Origin of the sequence: Falsigemmobacter faecalis, from assembly GCF_003863335.1 — a bacterium.
GTDB classification, from domain to species: Bacteria; Pseudomonadota; Alphaproteobacteria; order Rhodobacterales; family Rhodobacteraceae; genus Wagnerdoeblera; species Wagnerdoeblera faecalis.
In genome coordinates, this window is sequence record NZ_RRAZ01000007.1 from 80578 (window position 1) to 98025 (window position 17448).

Here is a 17448-nt window from a genome sequence, read left to right on the forward strand (position 1 = left end):
AGGCAGCAATATGGAGCCGCAGAGGCGTTCTGCGGCAGGCTAACGCGGCAGGGGCGCGGGCGTTGCATCACGTTGCATCCCGGGGGCTGAGGGATTATCCCGGGTCAGCCTTTCACGCCCCCCAAAGGATGCGCCATGACTTCTGAAGATCTGACCCCGCTCGACCGCGCCCAGGCGCTGATGCTGGCCGATCCTGAGGATGACGGGGCGCGGCTGCGCTACTACCGCATTCTCTCGGATGCTGAGCTGTATCTGCTGCTCGAAGAAGAGGCCGTGGGGGGCAATATCAAGCCCCGGGTCTTCCCGCTCGACAGTGGTCCGGTGGTGCTGGCCTTTGACACCCAGGAGCGGATGGTCGATTTCACCGGGATCGCCAGCCCCTATGTGGCGCTGCCGGGGCGGGTGATTGTGAATCATCTGACCGGGCAGGGCACCGGGGTTGGCATCAATCTGGGCACGCCCGAGGCGGCCTGGCTGATGGCCCCTCATGCCGTCGACTGGCTGGCCGAGGTGTTAAGCGTGACGCCCTCGCAGGACCGCGGCCGCCCGGCGGGTTTTGCCGCCCCCGGTGATCTGCCGCGCGCGCTGAATGAGGCGCTGGCCGTGGCGATTGGCGGGGCCGGTGGTCTGGCCGCGGGGGCCTGGCTTGCGCGGGCACGCTGGAAAGGCGGCTCTGAGGAGGGGCTGGTGCTCGCCTATGTCGGTGCAGAGCCGGGCGCGGAAGAAGCCCTCGCCCGGGCGCTGGCCTCTGCGCTGGCGTTTTCCGGGCTGGAGGGAGAGCAGGTCGATCTGCTTTTCCTGAGTGAGGCCGATACCGCCGCGCTGCGCCCGCTGCAGTCGGTGGGCCTGGCCCTGCGCCTGCCCGAGCCGCCGGCGCCTGAGCCTGAACGCACCCCGCCGCCGCCGCCGGGCATGGACCCGCAAAAGCCGCCGAAGCTGCGCTGAGGCCCCGCGCGCCGCATTGCGGCTCCTGAGGCCACGCCGCGCAATCCGTCAGCCCGTTCACCGGGAAAGCAGCGGCTGCGCCCGCAGGCCTCGCAGGCGGACCGGGCTGGCCCCCGGGGCAATGGCGTTGCAGACTGTCCCCCGGCAATAAAGGGGGGCAGATGCAAATTCTGATTGAGGGATGTGACGATCGCGCTGTTGAGGTTGCGGCGCGGCTTTGTCTCGAAGGCCATGATCTTCTGCTCAGCGGTGCCTGGGCGGATCGCAGGGCCGGGATCGATGCGGCGCTGCACAGGCTTGCGCAGCCTTTCGCGCGGCTGAGCGATCATCCCTTGCCCATTCAGGGGCAGTATCAGGTGGCGGCGGATGTGAAACACGCCGCAGAGGGGTTTGATCTTCATCTGCAATTTGGCGCAGAGCGCCCTGGCGCGCAGCTGCAGCCGGGTCCCTTGCCCCTTCAGCTCTGCAGCCCCGCCTGGCTGCCGTTCTGCCATCTCACCCAGCCCACCCCGGAGGCTGAGGCCTTGCTGAGTGCGGCAGGCTTTCTGCTCTGCACCGCGCGGGAGATGCAAAGCGCCGATGCGCTTTGTGCGGCCGTGGCTGATATCCCGGAGGGCGGGCGCGATCTGGCCCTCAGTGCGCTTTTGCGCAGTCTGCGCGACCAGGGGATCGGGCTTGGGGCGCGGCTTCTGGCGCGGGACCGGGCGCGGGTCTGTCTCCCCGATGAAACCCCGGAGGGCCTGGTTTCGCTGCGCGTGCTGCCGTCCTGGATCGATTACAACGGCCATATGACCGAGAGCCGCTATCTCGCCGCCTGTTCCGAGGTGACGGATGCCGTGCTGCGCCGCGCGGGGTTTGATCTCGACTATGTGGCGGGGGGCTACAGCTATTACACCGTTGAGACCCATCTGCGGCATCTGCGCGAAAGCAAATCCGGCCAGGAGATCCTTGGTGAGACCCGGGTGCTCGGGGTGGATGCGCGGCGGCTGCACCTGCTGACCATCCTGTCGGTCGAAGGTGAAGCGGTGGCAACGCTGGAGCAGATGCTGCTCCATGTCGATATGGCCGCGGGCCGCGCCTGTGCCGCCCCTGAGAGCCTGCTGCGCGCGTTGCGCGCCATGGCGGCGGCTGCATCGGGGGTTGCGCGGCCTGACTGGCTGGGGCGCGGGGTGCGCAGCCTCGCTCCGCGCCCGGGCTGAGCGGGAAAAGCGGCCCGGCAAATCACGCAAAAGTGGTGAAAATTGCTGGAGTTGTTTGACGTTAAACCAATTGCTCCGCCCCCCTCAGCACGTTATCCCTGAAAAGGCAAGATGGCGGGCGGAGGGACGATGATGGAAGGTGAACTGGCATATCTGGCGGACCGCACAAGCCGCGGGCTGCACAGTCGCCGGGCCTTCCTGGGCCGGGCCGGGGCGCTGGGGCTGTCGCTGGTGATGGCGCAGGGACTGCTGGGATCGGCGGCGCAGGCCGCGGGTCCGCAAAAGGGCGGCGTGCTGCGCGTGGGCCTTCATGGCGGCGATTATGCGGATACGCTCAACCCCTTACGCGCCATCTCGGCGGTCGAGCGGTTCAATCTGCGCTGCGTCGGTGACACGCTGATGGCCAGCGACAGCGAGGGCCGCCCGGTTCCCGCCGCCGCAGAAGAGATCGAGGCCAGCCCCGATCAGCGCACCTGGGCGCTTCGCCTGCGCGAGGGGCTGCAGTTTCACAATGGTCAGGCGGTGACCGGCGCCGATGTGGCCGCCACGCTGATGCGCCATGCCGATCCGGCGAATCGCTCGGGCGCTTCGGGCCTTCTGAGCGGCATGGACAGCGTCACCTCGGACGGCGCGCATGTGGTGATCAGCTTTTCCGCGCCGAACCCCTGGTTTGCCGAGGCGCTGACCGATTACCGCCTGGTCCTTCAGCCCGCGCCTCTGGGCAGCGGTGCGGTGCCGGAAGTGTTCTCCGGCCCCTATATCCCGCGCGTTAATGAGCCGGGCGTGCGCCACGTCTTTGAGCGCAATCCCCGCGACTGGGACAGCGCGCGCGGCCATGTTGATCAGATCGAAGTGCTGGTCATCAATAACCACGACGCACGCCTCGCGGCGCTTGCCTCGGGGCAGATCCATCTGGCCAATCGTGCGGATCCGCGCAAAGCGCCGAAGATCGCGGCCATCCCGGATCTGCAGTTCGTGCGCGGCGCCTCCGGCGGGCGGCTGGCCTTTTCGATGCAGACCGGGGCTGCGCCCTTTGACCGCGCCGATCTGCGGCTGGCGCTGAAATATGCCCTCGACCGCGATGCGATCCTGCGCGATGTGCTCAGCGGCTATGGCCGGATCGGCAATGATCTGCCCTTCGTGCCCGGCACCGAGGACTTTCTGGCCGGGATCGGCCAGCGCAGCTATGATCCCGAGAAGGCGGCCTTCCACTACAAACGCTCCGGCCATGAGGGGATGCCCCTGGTGCTCAGGGTCTCAGACATCGCCTGGCCCGGTGCGCTGGAGGCGGCAAAAGCCTTCCGCACCTCGGCGCAGGCCGCGGGTCTGCCCATTGAAATCCGCCCCGAGCCTGCGGAGGGCTATTTCACCGAAGTCTGGAACAAAAAGCCCTTCACCGCCTCCTATCATGACGGCACCAGTTCCGCCGGGCGGCTGCTCTCGACCTATCACCTCTCGGCTTCGGCCTGGAATGAGACCCGCTTTGGCGGTGAGGCGCTTGACAAACTGGTGATGGAGGCCCGCGCCACGGTGGATCCGCAGCTGCAGCAGAACTGCTTTGCCGAAGTGGCCAGGATGCTGCATGAGCAGGGCGGCTCGCTGGTGCCGGTGCATTGCGACAGCTTTGAGCTGGCCTCAAACAGGGTGCAGGGCTTTGGCGCGCATCCCGATGGCGAGATGATGGGGGGGGCCGCAGGCATCCGGGTCTGGCTGACGGCCTGATCCATCCCCACCCCATGAAAAAGCCGGGCAGAGCGCCCGGCTTTTCTCATTTCGGCGGCCTTATCAGCCTTTGAAATCAAAGAACCCCGGTCCGGCCCTGGCCAGCAGATCGCGGGCCAGATCCTGGCCCATGGCAGCGCCCTCTGCGATCGGTCCGCGGCGCTCTCCACGCAGCACGGCAGAGCCGTCGGGGCGCAGAATCTCGCCCCGCAGCCACAGGTTCTCCCCCTCCAGCAGCGCAAGCCCCGCGATCGGCGTCTCGCAGGAGCCGTCGAGCTCCGCCAGAAACGCCCGCTCAGAGGCCAGCCGCTGCGCGGTCGGCAGATCGCGGATCGGTGCCAGCAGCGCATCGACGGCGGTATCGTCCAGACGACGCTCCACCCCGATCGCGCCCTGAGCCACGGCCGGCAGCATCTCTTCGGGCGCAATCGCGCTTTGCGCCACTTCGGTGCGCCCCAGCCGGCTCAGACCCGCCATGGCCAGGAAGGTCGCCCCGGCCACATTGTCATCCAGCTTTTTCAGCCGCGTCTGCACATTGCCGCGGAATTCCACCAGCTTCAGATCCGGGCGGCGGTTCGCAAGCTGCGCGCGGCGGCGCAGCGACGACGACCCGACGACCGCGCCTTCCGGCAGATCAGCGATGCTTTTGTACTGCAGCGAGACAAAGGCATCGCGGACATCTTCGCGCGGCAGATAGCAGTCGATCACCAGACCTGCGGGCTGCTGCACCGGCATATCCTTCATCGAATGCACCGCAATATCGATGGAGCCGTCGAGCAGCGCTTCTTCGATTTCGCGGGTGAACAGACCCTTGCCGCCGATCTCTTTCAGCGACTTGTCCTGAATCTGATCGCCGGTGACCTTGATCACGACAATGTCAAAGCAAGCCTCGCTCAACCCGTGAGCGGCGGCCAGACGGTCGCGCGTCTCCCAGGCCTGGGCCAGCGCCAGAGGCGAGCCGCGGGTGCCGATACGAAGAGGCGAAGCGGGGGTGGGACGCGCGTTTTTCATGCCGCATGTCTTAGGAGGACCGCGCGTCTGTGTCCAGCATCCCTCCTGCGGCACCCGGCCGCCCCTGATGTCGCAGGCTTGACAAAGCGGGGGGTTCCGGGGACGAACCGGGAGTGATGTTGCAGAAAAACCGGAGGCCGTGATGACGGACAAGAAACTTCTCAAGGCCCTTGCCGGTGAAACCCAAAGCGTGCCGCCGGTCTGGCTGATGCGTCAGGCGGGCCGCTATCTGCCGGAATACCGCGCCACCCGCGCAAAGGCCGGGGACTTCCTGTCGCTCTGCTATAACCCGGAACTGGCCGCCGAAGTCACCCTGCAGCCGATCCGCCGCTTCGGCTTTGACGGCGCGATTCTTTTCGCCGATATCCTGCTGATCGCCCAGGCCATGGGCTCGAAACTCTGGTTTGCCGAAGGCGAAGGCCCGCGCCTTTCGACCATCACCGATGCCGCAGGCGTGGCCGCACTGCGCCCCACGGCTGACATCCATGAGACCCTTTCGCCGATCTATGAGACGGTGAAGATCCTCTCCTCGGAACTTCCCAAAGACACCACGCTGATCGGCTTTGCCGGCAGCCCCTGGACGGTCGCCACCTATATGACCGCCGGTCGCGGCACCCCCGATCAGGCCCCGGCCCATGCCTTCAAGGCCGCTGACCGCGCCGCTTTCTCAGATCTCATCGACCGTCTGTCAGAGGCCACGATCGAATATCTCTCCGCCCAGATCGAGGCCGGCGCCGAAGTGGTGAAACTCTTCGACAGCTGGGCCGGCAGCCTCAAGGGCGAAGATTTCACCGAATTCGCCGAAAAGCCCGCCGCCCGCATCATCGCCGCGCTGAAAGCCCGCCACCCCGACACGCCGATCATCGCCTTCCCCCGTGAAGCGCGGGAGCGTTATGTGGGCTTCGCCAAAGCCACCGGCGCGGATTGCGTGGCGCTCGACAATTCCGTCGATGCGGCCTGGGCAGCGGAACATGTGCAAAAAGACGGCTGCGTTCAGGGCAATCTCGCGCCGCAGCATATGATCACCGGCGGTCAGGCGCTGGTCGATGAGGCGCGCCGCATCGCTGATACCTTCTCCGCAGGTCCGCATATCTTCAACCTCGGCCATGGCATCACCCCCCAGGCCGATCCCGACAACGTCAGCCGCCTGCTGGCCGCGATCCGCGAGCGCTGAAATTCACGAAGGGGGGGCCGCGCGGCCCCCTTTGCTTAGCCCCGCCATCTCCCTATAAGATCGCAGCACAATGCGAGGATATGTCATGCGTCAGGCCAGCGTCACCCGGAACACCGCCGAAACCGCGATTGAGGTGAGCGTGAACCTCGACGGCAGCGGCACCTATGACATCAAAACCGGCGTGGGCTTTTTCGACCATATGGTCGATCAGCTGGCGCGCCACTCGCTCATCGACATCACGATGCGCTGCGACGGCGATCTGCATATCGATGATCACCACACGGTCGAAGACTGCGGCATCGCCCTCGGCCAGGCCCTGGCACAGGCGCTCGGCGACAAACGCGGCATCCGCCGCTACGGCGCCTGCATCCTGCCGATGGACGACGCCCGCGTCACCGCCGCCCTTGATCTCTCGGGCCGCCCCTTCCTCGTCTGGGATGTCACTTTCCCGACCGCGAAAATCGGCAATTTCGACACCGAACTGGTGCGCGAATTCTTCCAGGCCCTCGCGACCCACGGCGGCATCACGCTGCACATCACCCAAAACGCAGGCTTCAACAGCCACCACATCGCCGAGGCCGCCTTCAAAGCCGTGGCCCGGGCTTTGCGCGAAGCGGTGGAAACCGATCCGCGCAAAGCCGATGCGATTCCTTCGACCAAAGGCATTCTCTGAGGCGTCTTTGGGTTTTCCCAAATACTCCCGCCGGAGGCCGCACGGCACCGCCGTGCCCCACAACAGGAGCAAACCATGCTGACCGTCCTCGTCGATTACGACAGTGGCAACCTGCATTCGGCCGCCAAGGCCTTTCAGCGCATGGCCGATGAGACCGGAGCGGGTGAGGTGCTGGTCTCGCCGCATCCCGAAGACGTCGCCCGCGCCGACCGCATCGTGCTGCCCGGAGACGGCGCTTTCCCGCATTGCCGCCGCGCCCTCTCGCTGCAGGCGGGTCTCTTTGAAGCCGTGGATGAGGCCGTCACCCGCCGCGCCGTCCCCTTTCTCGGCATCTGCGTCGGCATGCAGATGCTCGCGACCTGGGGCCGCGAATATGAAGACACCAAAGGCTTTGGCTGGATCGGCGGCGAGGTGACCCGCATCACCCCGGCCGATCCCGCACTCAAAGTGCCGCATATGGGCTGGAACGATCTGGTGATCGACACGCCCCACCCGGTCCTTGCAGGGATCGAAACCGGCGATCACGCCTATTTCGTGCACAGCTTCGCCATGAAGGTCGACACTCCGGCCGAGCGTCTGGCCCATGTCGATTACGCGGGCGATATCACCGCCATCGTCGGGCGCGACACGATCATCGGCGCGCAGTTCCACCCGGAAAAATCTCAGGCCACCGGCCTGCGGCTGATCGCCAACTTCCTGAGCTGGAAGCCCTGAGACCCGGCCTCTGCTGCAAAAGCGCCCGCAACCTGCCGGGCGCTTTTTTCATCGCGCTGACATCCGGGCTGAAGGCTTAGGCCCCCGCCCGGGGCGGGCCCGACCGCCCATATGGTGCAGACCTGCAGATGATCCGGCATCCGCGCCCGCCCCTTTGGCCGGATCCCGGCCCCCTCTGCGCGGGCAGTCCCGGTTCTCAAAGCCAACCCGCCAGGCGCGGAACTTTTCAGAAAAAACCCGGGACCGGTTCCCCGCAGGGGGTGCTGGTCTCAGGACGAGGACCCGCGCGGACCAGGATCTTTGCCGCATCCGCCCCGCCGAAGACGAGGGCGGATGCCGCCCGCCCGCCTTATCTCATCCGGGTCCAGGTCTGCGATGAGCAGATCAGCCCACCCGCGATACAGCCTGAGAGTTTCAGGCTGTTGCCCTGCACATCCATTTTGCCGAAGTAGATTTTATTATTCGAGGGCCGCCAGACTTCGCCCTCATATCGCCCGTTGCCCTTTGGCTGCATGCCGCGCACCAGCTGTTTGCCAAGGTTCGGGGATTTATACTCCCCTTCAGCATTATGCGTCCTGCGGATCGTGCCGCAGAGCGCGGGCCCGCAGGCTGCGATCTGCACCTCGGCCCAGGCCCCGTCATCGGGCTGTGTGCGCCAGAGCCCGGCGACCGGGTCACTGGCAAACGCGGCTGTGGCGCAAAGGCTCAGCGCAGCGGCAAGGCGGATTGCTTTCATGTCTCTCTCCCCCGGGCAGCCCCACGCTGCCACGCTTCTGAGCGTCCCGCTGAGCGGCAGATTCGGGCAAGGCTGACGTTGCTTCCGCCTGAGACCCCCGGGGGCCCCTTCAGAGGCCGACATCCGAAGCCTCAAGGCTTGTCGCCGGGGCAGGGCCATGGCATGAGGCAGCCGACCTCTGCCCAAGCGCCCCGGAGAATTTCCATGATCCTTTATCCCGCCATCGACCTGAAAGACGGCCAGTGCGTTCGCCTGCTGCGCGGTGACATGGAGGCGGCAACGGTTTTCGGCGATGACCCCGCCGCTCAGGCTGAGGCTTTTGTCGCTGCCGGCTGCCAGTGGCTGCATCTCGTCGATCTGAACGGCGCTTTTGCCGGCCGTCCGGTCAATGCCGCCGCCGTTGAGGCGATTTTGTCCCGCGTGAATGTGCCCGTCCAGCTGGGCGGCGGGATCCGTGACCTCGCCACCATCGGTGCCTGGGTCGAAAAGGGCCTCAGCCGGGTGATCCTTGGCACCGTGGCGGTGGAAAACCCCGCTCTCGTGCGCGAAGCCGCCCGCGAATTCCCGGGCAAAGTGGCCGTGGGCATTGATGCCCGTAACGGCTTTGTCGCCACCCGCGGCTGGGCCGAAGAGACCACCGTTCAGGTGACGGATCTGGCGAAAAGCTTTGAAGACGCGGGCGTCGCGGCCATCATCTACACCGACATCGACCGCGACGGCGCCATGGGGGGCCCGAATATTGAGGCAACCCGTGCGCTTGGCGAAGCCGTCTCGATCCCGGTTATCGCCTCGGGCGGGGTCAGCCGGATGGAAGACCTGATCGCGCTGCGCGACACCGGCGCGATCGCAGGCGCGATCTCGGGCCGCGCGCTTTACGACGGGGCGATTGATCTGGCCGCCGCGATCCGCGCGCTGCGCAGCTGATCCTACGGCCAAAAGCTGCGAAAAGCCGGGGTTTTGCCCCGGCTTTTGTCTGTCCGGGGGCAAAAGCCGCAGAAACGCCCCCGCTTTTGGCTTCCCATCCCGGCGGATCCCCGCTATAGCCCGCGGGTCGCGCCGCACACCCTTGGAGGGCGGCGGATATATATTGGAGAATTACTATGGCAAAAGAACTTCCGGAGCTTCTGGCCGAGGTTCGCGCGGGGACGGGCAAGGGGGCCGCTCGCGCAGCTCGTCGTGAGAACAAAGTTCCTGGTGTGATCTACGGTGCGGGCCAAGAGCCGGTGTCGATCAACATGAACTTCCACTACCTCCTGAAGCGTCTGAAGCAGGGCCGGTTCCTTTCGACCCTGTTCAACCTGAAGGTTGAAGGCGGCGAAGAAGTGCACGTGGTCTGCCGCGGCGTTCAGCGCGATGTCGTCAAAGACATGCCGACCCACGTTGACTTCATGCGTATCAACGATGACTCGCGCATCAACCTGTTCATCCACGTTGACTTCATCAACGCGGACAAAGCACCGGGCATCAAGCGCGGCGGCACCCTGACCACCGTTCGTGCCGAGGTTGAGCTTGAAGTTCTGGCCGGCAACATCCCGGACCACATCACTGTGGACCTGGAAGGCAAGAACATCGGCGACGTGATCCACATCGACGACGTGGTTCTGCCGGCAGGCGCAAAGCCGACCGTCGACCGCAACTTCGTCATCGCGAACATCGCAGCGCCGTCGGGCCTGCTGGCTTCGGACGATGCTGCTGAATAATCAGCCGTTACCACGGATCTGATTGAAACGGCGCAGGGGCAACCCTGCGCCGTTTTGTTATATGGGCCGGGCTTGACCGAAGGGCTTGCGCGGTTTCATCCTGACGATGACGACGAAAGGGCAGTCTCATGCTGATCTGGGCAGGGCTCGGGAATCCCGGCACAAAATATGCGGGCAACCGCCATAACATCGGTTTCATGGCGCTGGACCGGATGGCACAGGATCATGGCTTTTCGCCCTGGAAACGCGCCTTTCAGGGGCTGATCTCTGAGGGGCGTCTGGGCGGCGAAAAGATCCTGCTGGTGAAGCCGGAGACCTTTATGAACCTCTCGGGGCAGTCGGTCGGCGAAGCGATGCGCTTTCACAAGCTGACCCCGGCCGAGCTGACGGTCTTTCATGATGAGCTGGATATCGCGCCGGGTAAGGTGCGGCTGAAAGAGGGCGGCGGTCATGCCGGGCACAACGGGCTGCGCTCGATCCATCAGCATGTCGGAGAGGCTTATGCCCGTGTCCGTCTGGGGATCGGTCATCCGGGGCATAAGGACAAAGTGGCGTCTTATGTGCTGAATGATTTCGCCAAGGCTGAGCAGGACTGGCTGGACGATATGCTGCGCGGGATCTCAGAGGGGGCTGCGGATCTTGCGGCGGGCGAGGGGGCGAAGTTCCTCAACAAGATCGCCCTGCGTGTCGCCCCGCCGCGCAGTTCAACCGGCACCGAGGGGCCGAAGGTCCCCCGCGCGAAGCCTGAGGCTGCCGGGGGAGCGAGGCCCCCCCGCGCGAAGTCTGAGCCGGGCGAGAAAACCGTTGCAGCACCGGCCGCTTCGGAGGATGATACCCGCAGTGCCCTGCAAAAACTGGCCGACAGGTTCAGATGATGGATGTTCGCGCGTCTTTTCTTGCCCAAGGGGATCACTGTTCGGGTCTCGGCTCGGAACAGACTGCGCGATACTGCCGGCACTTCGCCCGCCATCTGAACGAAGACAGCGCGGTCGGGCGGCGCATTCTGTCCTGGCCGGGGGATCCTTCTTCGGGCAGCGATGCGCTGGCGCTGCGGCTGATGGGCGGGCTTCATGCGCTGGTGCTGACGGGGGCGGATCCTGAACTGGCTGATCTCTGGCAGCAGGGGCTTTCGGCCGGTGATGCGGATATGGCGCGGGTGTTTTCGCGGGTCTTTCTGACGCATGAGGCGCATCTGCAGTCCTGGCTCAATGGCCCGCCCCAGACCAATGAGCTGCGCCGCTCGGTGGCGCTGGCGGCCATAGGGCACTGGCTCAGCGCGCGCTATGGTCTGCCGCTGGTGTTGAGTGAGCTGGGCGCAAGCGCGGGGCTGAACCTCTACTGGCCCGAGTGGCGCATTGACGTGCCGGGCGGGCATTTCGGCCCGGACAACAGCCCCGTGCATATGACGCCCGAATGGCGGGGCCAGGCCCCCGTCATCGCACCGCCGCAGATCCGCGACCGGGCAGGGGCGGATCTGAACCCGCTGCACCCAAAGCAGGACCGGCTGCGGCTGTTGTCCTATATCTGGGCGGGGCAGCCCGATCGTCTGGCCCGCACCGAGGCGGCGCTTTCCCATGCCGCGGCCCGTCCGGGGCTGGTTACCCGCAGCGATGCCGCCGACTGGCTGGAAGGGCGGCTGGCGCGGGTCAGCGGTCCTGTGGTGCATCTGGTCTGCCATACCATCGCCTGGCAGTATTTTCCCGAGGCCACGCAGGCGCGGATCACCACGCTGCTGGAGAAAGCCGCAGCCCGCCCGGGCACTATCCTGCTGCGCTTTGGCATGGAGCGTGACGACAGCGGCGGCGCGGGGGCGGCCATGACATTGCATGATCCGGCCGCGGGCCGTGCGATTCCCTTCGGGCGCGTGGATTTCCATGGCCGCTGGATCGACTGGCAGCCTGCTGCCCTGCAGGGAGGGACGCCATGAAAGCGCCGTCAGTGAATGTCCTTGGCGGACCGCTTGAAAGCTGCTCGACGCAGCCTTTGACGGGGTTTTACCGCAATGGCTGCTGCGACACCGGATCTGAGGATATGGGGCGCCACACGGTCTGTGCGATCATGACGGCGGAATTTCTCGCCTTCTCGAAATATCTTGGTAATGATCTCTCCACGCCGCGGCCGGAATATGGCTTTGCCGGTCTGAAGCCGGGCGATCGCTGGTGCCTCTGCGCTCTGCGGTTTCTTCAGGCCTGGGAGGAGGATGCTGCCCCCCGGGTCTGCCTTGAAGCCACGCATCTGAGCACCCTTGAGGTGGTCCCTGAAGCGGCACTCCGGGCCTCTGCGTTCTCCCGCGAGGGGTGACGCGCCAGCCGCAGCACCCGGAAAATTATTCCCCGCTGCGGTCGGGTCGCAGAAAATTCCATAGTATTTTACCAGGAAATCTACCGGAACCGCGCTGAAAGGCCGCGCTGAGTCGGAACAGAGGCAGCCTGACCCTGCGTCAGCTTCGCGCTGTGGCGAAATGTCTGCGAATGTTTTTGTCAACGCGAAAAAAGTCTGACTTTCAGGGGGCAGGAGCCTCAGCCTTTGGTTGACCCCTGCGGGGGGCGGGAGTAAACGAAACCCGGGCGCGACAGATGATCGCGCCCCGAGGTCCGCAAGCCGAAGGAGCAAGCCTTGGACGCGCTTCTCAGAGAATATCTCCCCGTTATCGTTCTGCTGGCTATTGCAGTGGCGCTCGGCCTTGTGCTGATGCTTTCTGCTGTGGTGGTTGCAGTCCGCAATCCGGACCCCGAAAAAGTCTCGGCCTATGAATGCGGATTTAACGCTTTCGATGACGCCCGGATGAAATTCGACGTCCGGTTCTACCTGGTTTCGATCCTTTTTATCATCTTCGATCTGGAAGTGGCTTTCCTCTTCCCCTGGGCGGTGGCCTTTGCGGATCTGTCGATGACGGCTTTCTGGTCGATGATGGTCTTCCTGGCCGTTCTGACCGTGGGCTTTGCCTATGAATGGAAGAAAGGGGCGCTGGAATGGGAGTGATGACCGGGGCGAATACCGCCGGAGCCGACCGTGAGGTGGCAACCCAGGCGCTGAACCGTGAGCTGCAGGACAAAGGCTTCCTGCTGACTTCGACGGAAGACATCATCAACTGGGCCCGCAACGGCTCGCTGCACTGGATGACCTTTGGTCTGGCCTGCTGCGCGGTTGAGATGATCCAGATGTCGATGCCGCGCTATGACGTGGAACGCTTTGGCACCGCGCCGCGCGCCAGCCCGCGTCAGTCGGATCTGATGATTGTGGCCGGTACGCTGACCAATAAAATGGCCCCGGCGCTGCGCAAGGTCTACGACCAGATGCCAGAGCCGCGCTATGTGATCTCGATGGGCTCCTGCGCCAATGGCGGCGGATACTATCACTATTCCTATTCCGTGGTGCGCGGCTGTGACCGGATCGTTCCGGTTGACGTCTATGTGCCCGGCTGCCCGCCCACCGCAGAGGCGCTGCTTTACGGCATCCTGCAGCTGCAACGTAAAATCCGCCGCACCGGCACGCTGGTCCGTTAAGGGAGCATTGGGAAGATGTCTGACGCTCTGAACGAACTTGGGGGCTATATCGCCCTGCACCGCGCCTCGGATGTGCGCGGCTGGTCGGTGGTGCGTGGCGAGCTGACGGTGGAGATCACGCCGCAGTCCGTCGTGGCTTTTATGGAATTTCTGAAAAACGATCTGACCTGCCGCTTTGGCACGCTGGTCGATATTACGGCAATCGACTGGCCCGAGCGGGCTGAGCGGTTTGACGTGGTTTATCACCTCCTGTCGATGCACCGGAACCACCGCATTCGCGTGAAAGCGGCGATTGCGGAAGACCAGATGATCGCCTCAAGCGTGACGGTCTGGCCCGCTGCCAATTGGTTTGAGCGTGAGATCTTCGATATGTTCGGGATCCTGTTCTCGGGCCATCCGGATCTGCGCCGCCTGCTGACCGATTACGGCTTCCGCGGCTTCCCGCTGCGCAAAGACTTCCCGACCACCGGTTATACCGAAGTGCGTTACGACGAAGTCCTCAAGCGCGTGGTCTATGAGCCGGTGAGCCTGGTGCAGGAATACCGTCAGTTCGACTTCCTCTCCCCCTGGGAGGGTGCGCAATACATTCTTCCCGGCGATGACAAGGCGAAGGCGTGACGGGCAAGCCCACATATCTCTTTGGCGTCGGTGCGACGAAAGCCGGGACTTCCTGGCTTTACCGCTATCTGGCCGGCCATCCTGACTGCCACCTGCGGGCGGTCAAGGAGCTGCATTGGTTCAATGCAGCAGGGCCCCGTCAGCGCGCGCATCGCATCGCCGTTGAGACGGCACGGCTGGAGCGGCTGACGGCAGAGCTTGGCGCGGAAACCCGCGTCTGGCGTCTGGCGTCGCTGGCCCGCTCTGTGGCGGATGTGGGCGACTGGCTGCGCGTGCTGCGCGGTGAGCAGAGCTATCAGGACTATCTTGAGCGCGGCGCTGAAGGCGCGAAGCTGGTGGGGGATATCACCCCGGCCTATGCCTCGCTCCCGGTGGAAAAGCTGCAGGCCATGGGGGCATCGGCCCCGGAGTGTCGTTTCGTCTATCTGCTGCGCGAGCCGGTTGCCCGGTTCTGGAGCCATGTCCGCATGCTGGCCACGCGGGCAGGGGGCGATCTGAAGACCCAGGCGCAGGTGGTCTTTGACCGCGCGCTTTCGGGCGAAAAATCGGATGTGGCAGAGCGCTCGGATTACCGCGGCGCGATCACCCGGCTTCGGGATGCGGTTGCGCCTTCCAAACTCCTGATTCTCTTTCAGGATGAGCTTTTCTCGGGCCCCGGTGTGGCGCGCCTTTGCGCCTTCCTCGGGATCCGTTCGCATGAGGCGGATTTTTCCGCCCGTGTGCATGAGGGCCGGGCCCTTGAGATGACGGCAGAGCAGCGCCTTAGGGCCCGGGCTTTCCTGCAGTCGCAATATGACTTTGTCGCCTCAGCCTTCGGGACGCTTCCCGCCAGCTGGCGCGCGACTTCAGACGGAGTGACCGGATGATGGACGGCAAGTTTGATGACGCGCTGACCGGCGAGCAGAAGATCCGCAACTTCAACATCAACTTCGGGCCGCAGCACCCGGCAGCGCACGGCGTGCTGCGTCTGGTGCTGGAGCTTGACGGTGAGATCGTTGAGCGCGCAGACCCCCATGTGGGCCTGTTGCACCGCGGCACCGAAAAGCTGATGGAAAGCCGGACCTATCTGCAGAACCTGCCCTATCTCGACCGCCTCGATTACGTGGCGCCGATGAACCAGGAGCATGCCTGGTGTCTGGCGATTGAAAAGCTGACCGGCACCGTTGTGCCGCGCCGCGCTTCGCTGATCCGCGTGCTTTACTCGGAAATCGGCAGGGTTCTGAACCACCTGCTGAACGTCACCACCGGTGCGATGGACGTGGGCGCGCTGACCCCGCCGCTTTGGGGCTTTGTCGCCCGCGAAGAGCTGATGGTGTTTTATGAGCGCGCTTCGGGTGCGCGTCTGCACGCGGCTTATTTCCGTCCGGGCGGCGTTCACCAGGACCTGACCGACGATCTGATCGACGATATTGACGCCTGGGCCGAGAAATTCCCCAAGGTGCTCGACGATATCGACACCCTGCTGACCGAAAACCGGATCTTCAAGCAGCGCCTGGTCGATATCGGCGTGGTCTCGGCGCAGGATGCCATCGACTGGGGCTTCTCGGGCGTGATGGTGCGTGGTTCGGGCATGGCCTGGGATCTGCGTCGCGCGCAGCCCTATGAATGCTATGACGAATTCGACTTCCAGATCCCGGTTGGCAAGAACGGCGACTGCTATGACCGGTATCTGCTGCGGATGCAGGAGATGCGCGAGTCGACCAAAATCATCCGTCAGGCCGTCGCCAAGCTGCGCGAACCGGCGAACCGGGGGGATGTGCTGGCCCGTGGCAAGCTGACGCCGCCGAAACGCGGTGAGATGAAGCGCTCAATGGAAGCGCTGATTCACCACTTCAAACTCTACACCGAGGGCTTCCACGTTCCGGCCGGCGAAACCTATGCCGCCGTCGAAGCGCCCAAAGGCGAATTCGGCGTCTATATCGTGGCGGATGGCACCAATAAACCCTGGCGGGCGAAGCTGCGGGCCCCGGGCTTTGCGCATCTTCAGGCTATGGATCACCTGTCCAAAGGTCACCAGCTGGCGGATGTCTCGGCGATCATTGCGACGATGGATCTGGTCTTCGGGGAGATCGACCGCTGATGCTGCGCATTTTCCATCTGCTGCTGGCTGGCACGCTGATCGCCTTTGTCGCGGTTCCGGCGCTGGCACGCCCGCCTGAGGCGGTGAAGCTGGCGGAGGCCATGGAGGCCAATGGCTGCGTGGCCAATAACGTCACGATTGAAGCGATCACCAAAGCCTCGGGCCTCTCGAATGAGCAGGGCATGGCGGCGGCTCAGGCGCTGCTGGCCGAGGGCCTGGTGGTCGAAGACCGGGGCGGCTACCGCCTGGTTTCGCCCGCCTGTGACGCGCTGCTGGCCTCGGCCAAAGGTGAGGCGCTGGCCCCTGCGGTGGCGGCGCTGACCGTGGCGATCCGCGCGAATGACTGTCGCATGACGCCCGGGTCGAGCGAGGCGATTGTCGAGCATTCCAACCTTATTCCCGATGCTGCGGAAGAAGCCGTTCAATGGATGATTGGCCAGGGCCAGCTCATTGAAGCCGGTGAGGATCTGCAACTGAAAACTGAAGGGTGCCTCTGATGCTGCGCCGTCTTGCTTCGCAACAGCCCGAGAGCTTTGCTTTTGCCCCGGCCAACCTTGCCTGGGCTCAGGCGCAGGTGACGAAATATCCCGAGGGCCGTCAGGCCTCGGCGGTGATCCCGCTGCTGTGGCGCGCTCAGGAACAGGAAGGCTGGCTCACGAAGCCCGCCATTGAATATATCGCGGATATGCTGGGCATGGCCTATATCCGCGTGCTGGAAGTCGCGACCTTCTACTTTATGTTCCAGCTGCAACCCATTGGCTCGGTGGCCAATATCCAGATCTGCGGCACCACCTCCTGCATGATCTGCGGCGCCGAGGACCTGATCTCGGTCTGCCAGCGCAAGATTGCGCCGACGCCGCATACGCTCTCAGCCGATGGTAAATTCACCTGGGAAGAGGTCGAATGCCTCGGGGCCTGCTCGAATGCGCCCATGGCGCAGATCGGCAAGGATTACTACGAGGATCTGACCGTCGAGACCCTGGAGCGGCTGATCGATGAGATGGCGGCGGGCGCAGTGCCGGTGCCGGGTCCGCAGAACGGCCGCTATTCCTCGGAGCCGCTGGGCGGGCTGACCTCGCTGACCGTCGCGGATGCGGGCCGTCAGCAGTATAATGCCTCGGTGCAGGCGGCGGTGGACATCGGCGAGACGCTGAAGCGCATCGACGGCACCGAAGTGCCGCTGGTCGTCTCCTGGCTGGAAAAGCCGGTGGCAGATGTGCCGGAAATTGAAGCTGAGGCCCCCGCTCCGGCGGCGGCAGGACTTGATGAGGCGCTGGCCGAAAAGCTGAGCGCCGGCCGGGTTGAGGTGGATGTGGCGAAACCCGCAGGTGTGGCGACCGCCGCCCCGGGCCAGCCCGTTGCCGAACCGA

19 protein-coding genes and 1 pseudogene are annotated in these 17448 nt (G+C 64.7%); 18 read left to right on the top strand and 2 right to left on the bottom strand.

From position 1 onward, the window contains the following. Positions 1 to 135 precede the first annotated feature (135 nt). The 3 genes from EG244_RS06360 to EG244_RS06370 all read left to right on the top strand — a co-directional run bounded on the left by EG244_RS06360 (position 136) and on the right by EG244_RS06370 (position 3866). Positions 136 to 945, top strand: a complete 810-nt coding sequence (locus EG244_RS06360; RefSeq protein WP_233588920.1) for an SseB family protein — start codon at positions 136 to 138, stop codon at positions 943 to 945. 161 nt (positions 946 to 1106) lie between these two features. Further along, positions 1107 to 2144 (top strand): thioesterase family protein, encoded by a 1038-nt coding sequence (locus EG244_RS06365; protein ID WP_124964177.1) that lies wholly within the window; start codon positions 1107 to 1109, stop codon positions 2142 to 2144. Positions 2145 to 2273: 129 nt separating this feature from the next. Next, complete coding sequence (locus tag EG244_RS06370; protein ID WP_158617254.1) at positions 2274 to 3866, top strand: ABC transporter substrate-binding protein; 1593 nt, start codon at positions 2274 to 2276, stop codon at positions 3864 to 3866. A 63-nt stretch (positions 3867 to 3929) separates the two neighbouring features. Here EG244_RS06370 and hemC read toward each other — a convergent pair whose 3' ends face one another. Next, a complete protein-coding gene (gene hemC / locus EG244_RS06375; protein WP_124964179.1) occupies positions 3930 to 4877 on the bottom strand; it encodes a hydroxymethylbilane synthase in 948 nt (315 codons plus the stop codon). 142 nt (positions 4878 to 5019) lie between these two features. On the opposite strand from hemC, the gene hemE reads away from it, so the two are divergent. The 3 genes from hemE (at position 5020) to hisH (ending at position 7438) form a co-directional block, all read left to right on the top strand. Further along, entirely contained in the window at positions 5020 to 6051 is a 1032-nt protein-coding gene (gene hemE / locus EG244_RS06380) for a uroporphyrinogen decarboxylase (RefSeq protein ID WP_124964180.1), read from the top strand. An 85-nt stretch (positions 6052 to 6136) separates the two neighbouring features. Beyond that, complete coding sequence (hisB, locus tag EG244_RS06385; protein WP_124964181.1) at positions 6137 to 6724, top strand: imidazoleglycerol-phosphate dehydratase HisB; 588 nt, start codon at positions 6137 to 6139, stop codon at positions 6722 to 6724. A 75-nt stretch (positions 6725 to 6799) separates the two neighbouring features. Continuing rightward, a complete protein-coding gene (gene hisH / locus EG244_RS06390) occupies positions 6800 to 7438 on the top strand; it encodes an imidazole glycerol phosphate synthase subunit HisH (protein ID WP_124964182.1) in 639 nt (212 codons plus the stop codon). A 349-nt stretch (positions 7439 to 7787) separates the two neighbouring features. Here hisH and EG244_RS06395 read toward each other — a convergent pair whose 3' ends face one another. Beyond that, complete coding sequence (locus EG244_RS06395) at positions 7788 to 8174, bottom strand: DUF2147 domain-containing protein (protein WP_124964183.1); 387 nt, start codon at positions 8172 to 8174, stop codon at positions 7788 to 7790. A gap of 204 nt (positions 8175 to 8378) precedes the next feature. On the opposite strand from EG244_RS06395, the gene hisA reads away from it, so the two are divergent. The 12 genes and pseudogenes from hisA to nuoE all read left to right on the top strand — a co-directional run. Next, the gene (hisA, locus tag EG244_RS06400; RefSeq protein ID WP_124964184.1) at positions 8379 to 9098 is read left to right on the top strand and encodes a 1-(5-phosphoribosyl)-5-[(5-phosphoribosylamino)methylideneamino]imidazole-4-carboxamide isomerase; all 720 of its coding nucleotides are present in this window, start codon (positions 8379 to 8381) and stop codon (positions 9096 to 9098) included. A 176-nt stretch (positions 9099 to 9274) separates the two neighbouring features. Continuing rightward, on the top strand, positions 9275 to 9874 hold the full coding sequence (locus tag EG244_RS06405; RefSeq protein ID WP_124964185.1) for a 50S ribosomal protein L25/general stress protein Ctc: 600 nt from the start codon (positions 9275 to 9277) through the stop codon (positions 9872 to 9874). Positions 9875 to 10002: 128 nt separating this feature from the next. Next, positions 10003 to 10749 (top strand): aminoacyl-tRNA hydrolase, encoded by a 747-nt coding sequence (gene pth / locus EG244_RS06410; RefSeq protein WP_124964186.1) that lies wholly within the window; start codon positions 10003 to 10005, stop codon positions 10747 to 10749. Next, positions 10746 to 11801, top strand: a complete 1056-nt coding sequence (locus tag EG244_RS06415; RefSeq protein WP_124964187.1) for a DUF2332 domain-containing protein — start codon at positions 10746 to 10748, stop codon at positions 11799 to 11801. Before pth ends, EG244_RS06415 begins: the two co-directional genes overlap by 4 nt. Further along, positions 11798 to 12175, top strand: coding sequence for a DUF2237 family protein (locus EG244_RS06420; RefSeq protein WP_124964188.1), 378 nt, complete (start codon positions 11798 to 11800; stop codon positions 12173 to 12175). The genes EG244_RS06415 and EG244_RS06420 overlap by 4 nt, the downstream gene beginning before the upstream one ends. 315 nt (positions 12176 to 12490) lie before the next feature. Beyond that, a complete protein-coding gene (locus tag EG244_RS06425) occupies positions 12491 to 12856 on the top strand; it encodes an NADH-quinone oxidoreductase subunit A (RefSeq protein WP_124964189.1) in 366 nt (121 codons plus the stop codon). After that, positions 12847 to 13380: a NuoB/complex I 20 kDa subunit family protein gene (locus tag EG244_RS06430; RefSeq protein ID WP_174722309.1), complete on the top strand. Its 534-nt coding sequence runs from the start codon at positions 12847 to 12849 to the stop codon at positions 13378 to 13380. Before EG244_RS06425 ends, EG244_RS06430 begins: the two co-directional genes overlap by 10 nt. A gap of 15 nt (positions 13381 to 13395) precedes the next feature. After that, on the top strand, positions 13396 to 13998 hold the full coding sequence (locus EG244_RS06435) for an NADH-quinone oxidoreductase subunit C (protein WP_124964190.1): 603 nt from the start codon (positions 13396 to 13398) through the stop codon (positions 13996 to 13998). Next, complete coding sequence (locus tag EG244_RS06440; RefSeq protein WP_124964191.1) at positions 13995 to 14864, top strand: sulfotransferase; 870 nt, start codon at positions 13995 to 13997, stop codon at positions 14862 to 14864. Before EG244_RS06435 ends, EG244_RS06440 begins: the two co-directional genes overlap by 4 nt. Beyond that, on the top strand, positions 14864 to 16078 hold the full coding sequence (locus tag EG244_RS06445; protein ID WP_199737831.1) for an NADH-quinone oxidoreductase subunit D: 1215 nt from the start codon (positions 14864 to 14866) through the stop codon (positions 16076 to 16078). Before EG244_RS06440 ends, EG244_RS06445 begins: the two co-directional genes overlap by 1 nt. Next, positions 16078 to 16575 carry a hypothetical protein gene (locus EG244_RS06450; protein WP_124964193.1) on the top strand — a complete coding sequence of 166 codons (498 nt, stop codon included), beginning with the start codon at positions 16078 to 16080 and terminating at the stop codon, positions 16573 to 16575. Before EG244_RS06445 ends, EG244_RS06450 begins: the two co-directional genes overlap by 1 nt. Beyond that, positions 16575 to 17268: pseudogene (gene nuoE / locus EG244_RS06455) on the top strand (NADH-quinone oxidoreductase subunit NuoE); the annotation flags it as partial. The gene EG244_RS06450 and the pseudogene nuoE, both read left to right, overlap by 1 nt. Between the last annotated feature and the right edge of the window lie 180 nt (positions 17269 to 17448).

Excerpts from the sequence above, each read along its gene's own strand:
- hisB (WP_124964181.1), top strand. The coding sequence starts at position 6,137 with ATGCGTCAGGCCAGCGTCACCCGGAACACCGCCGAAACCGCGATTGAG.
- EG244_RS06450 (WP_124964193.1), top strand. The coding sequence starts at position 16,078 with ATGCTGCGCATTTTCCATCTGCTGCTGGCTGGCACGCTGATCGCCTTT.
- hisA (WP_124964184.1), top strand. The coding sequence starts at position 8,379 with ATGATCCTTTATCCCGCCATCGACCTGAAAGACGGCCAGTGCGTTCGC.
- EG244_RS06415 (WP_124964187.1), top strand. The coding sequence starts at position 10,746 with ATGATGGATGTTCGCGCGTCTTTTCTTGCCCAAGGGGATCACTGTTCG.
- EG244_RS06445 (WP_199737831.1), top strand. The coding sequence starts at position 14,864 with ATGGACGGCAAGTTTGATGACGCGCTGACCGGCGAGCAGAAGATCCGC.
- hemE (WP_124964180.1), top strand. The coding sequence starts at position 5,020 with ATGACGGACAAGAAACTTCTCAAGGCCCTTGCCGGTGAAACCCAAAGC.
- EG244_RS06405 (WP_124964185.1), top strand. The coding sequence starts at position 9,275 with ATGGCAAAAGAACTTCCGGAGCTTCTGGCCGAGGTTCGCGCGGGGACG.
- EG244_RS06360 (WP_233588920.1), top strand. The coding sequence starts at position 136 with ATGACTTCTGAAGATCTGACCCCGCTCGACCGCGCCCAGGCGCTGATG.
- EG244_RS06430 (WP_174722309.1), top strand. The coding sequence starts at position 12,847 with ATGGGAGTGATGACCGGGGCGAATACCGCCGGAGCCGACCGTGAGGTG.
- EG244_RS06395 (WP_124964183.1), bottom strand. The coding sequence starts at position 8,174 with ATGAAAGCAATCCGCCTTGCCGCTGCGCTGAGCCTTTGCGCCACAGCC.
- EG244_RS06420 (WP_124964188.1), top strand. The coding sequence starts at position 11,798 with ATGAAAGCGCCGTCAGTGAATGTCCTTGGCGGACCGCTTGAAAGCTGC.
- hisH (WP_124964182.1), top strand. The coding sequence starts at position 6,800 with ATGCTGACCGTCCTCGTCGATTACGACAGTGGCAACCTGCATTCGGCC.
- EG244_RS06370 (WP_158617254.1), top strand. The coding sequence starts at position 2,274 with ATGATGGAAGGTGAACTGGCATATCTGGCGGACCGCACAAGCCGCGGG.
- pth (WP_124964186.1), top strand. The coding sequence starts at position 10,003 with ATGCTGATCTGGGCAGGGCTCGGGAATCCCGGCACAAAATATGCGGGC.
- EG244_RS06435 (WP_124964190.1), top strand. The coding sequence starts at position 13,396 with ATGTCTGACGCTCTGAACGAACTTGGGGGCTATATCGCCCTGCACCGC.
- EG244_RS06365 (WP_124964177.1), top strand. The coding sequence starts at position 1,107 with ATGCAAATTCTGATTGAGGGATGTGACGATCGCGCTGTTGAGGTTGCG.
- hemC (WP_124964179.1), bottom strand. The coding sequence starts at position 4,877 with ATGAAAAACGCGCGTCCCACCCCCGCTTCGCCTCTTCGTATCGGCACC.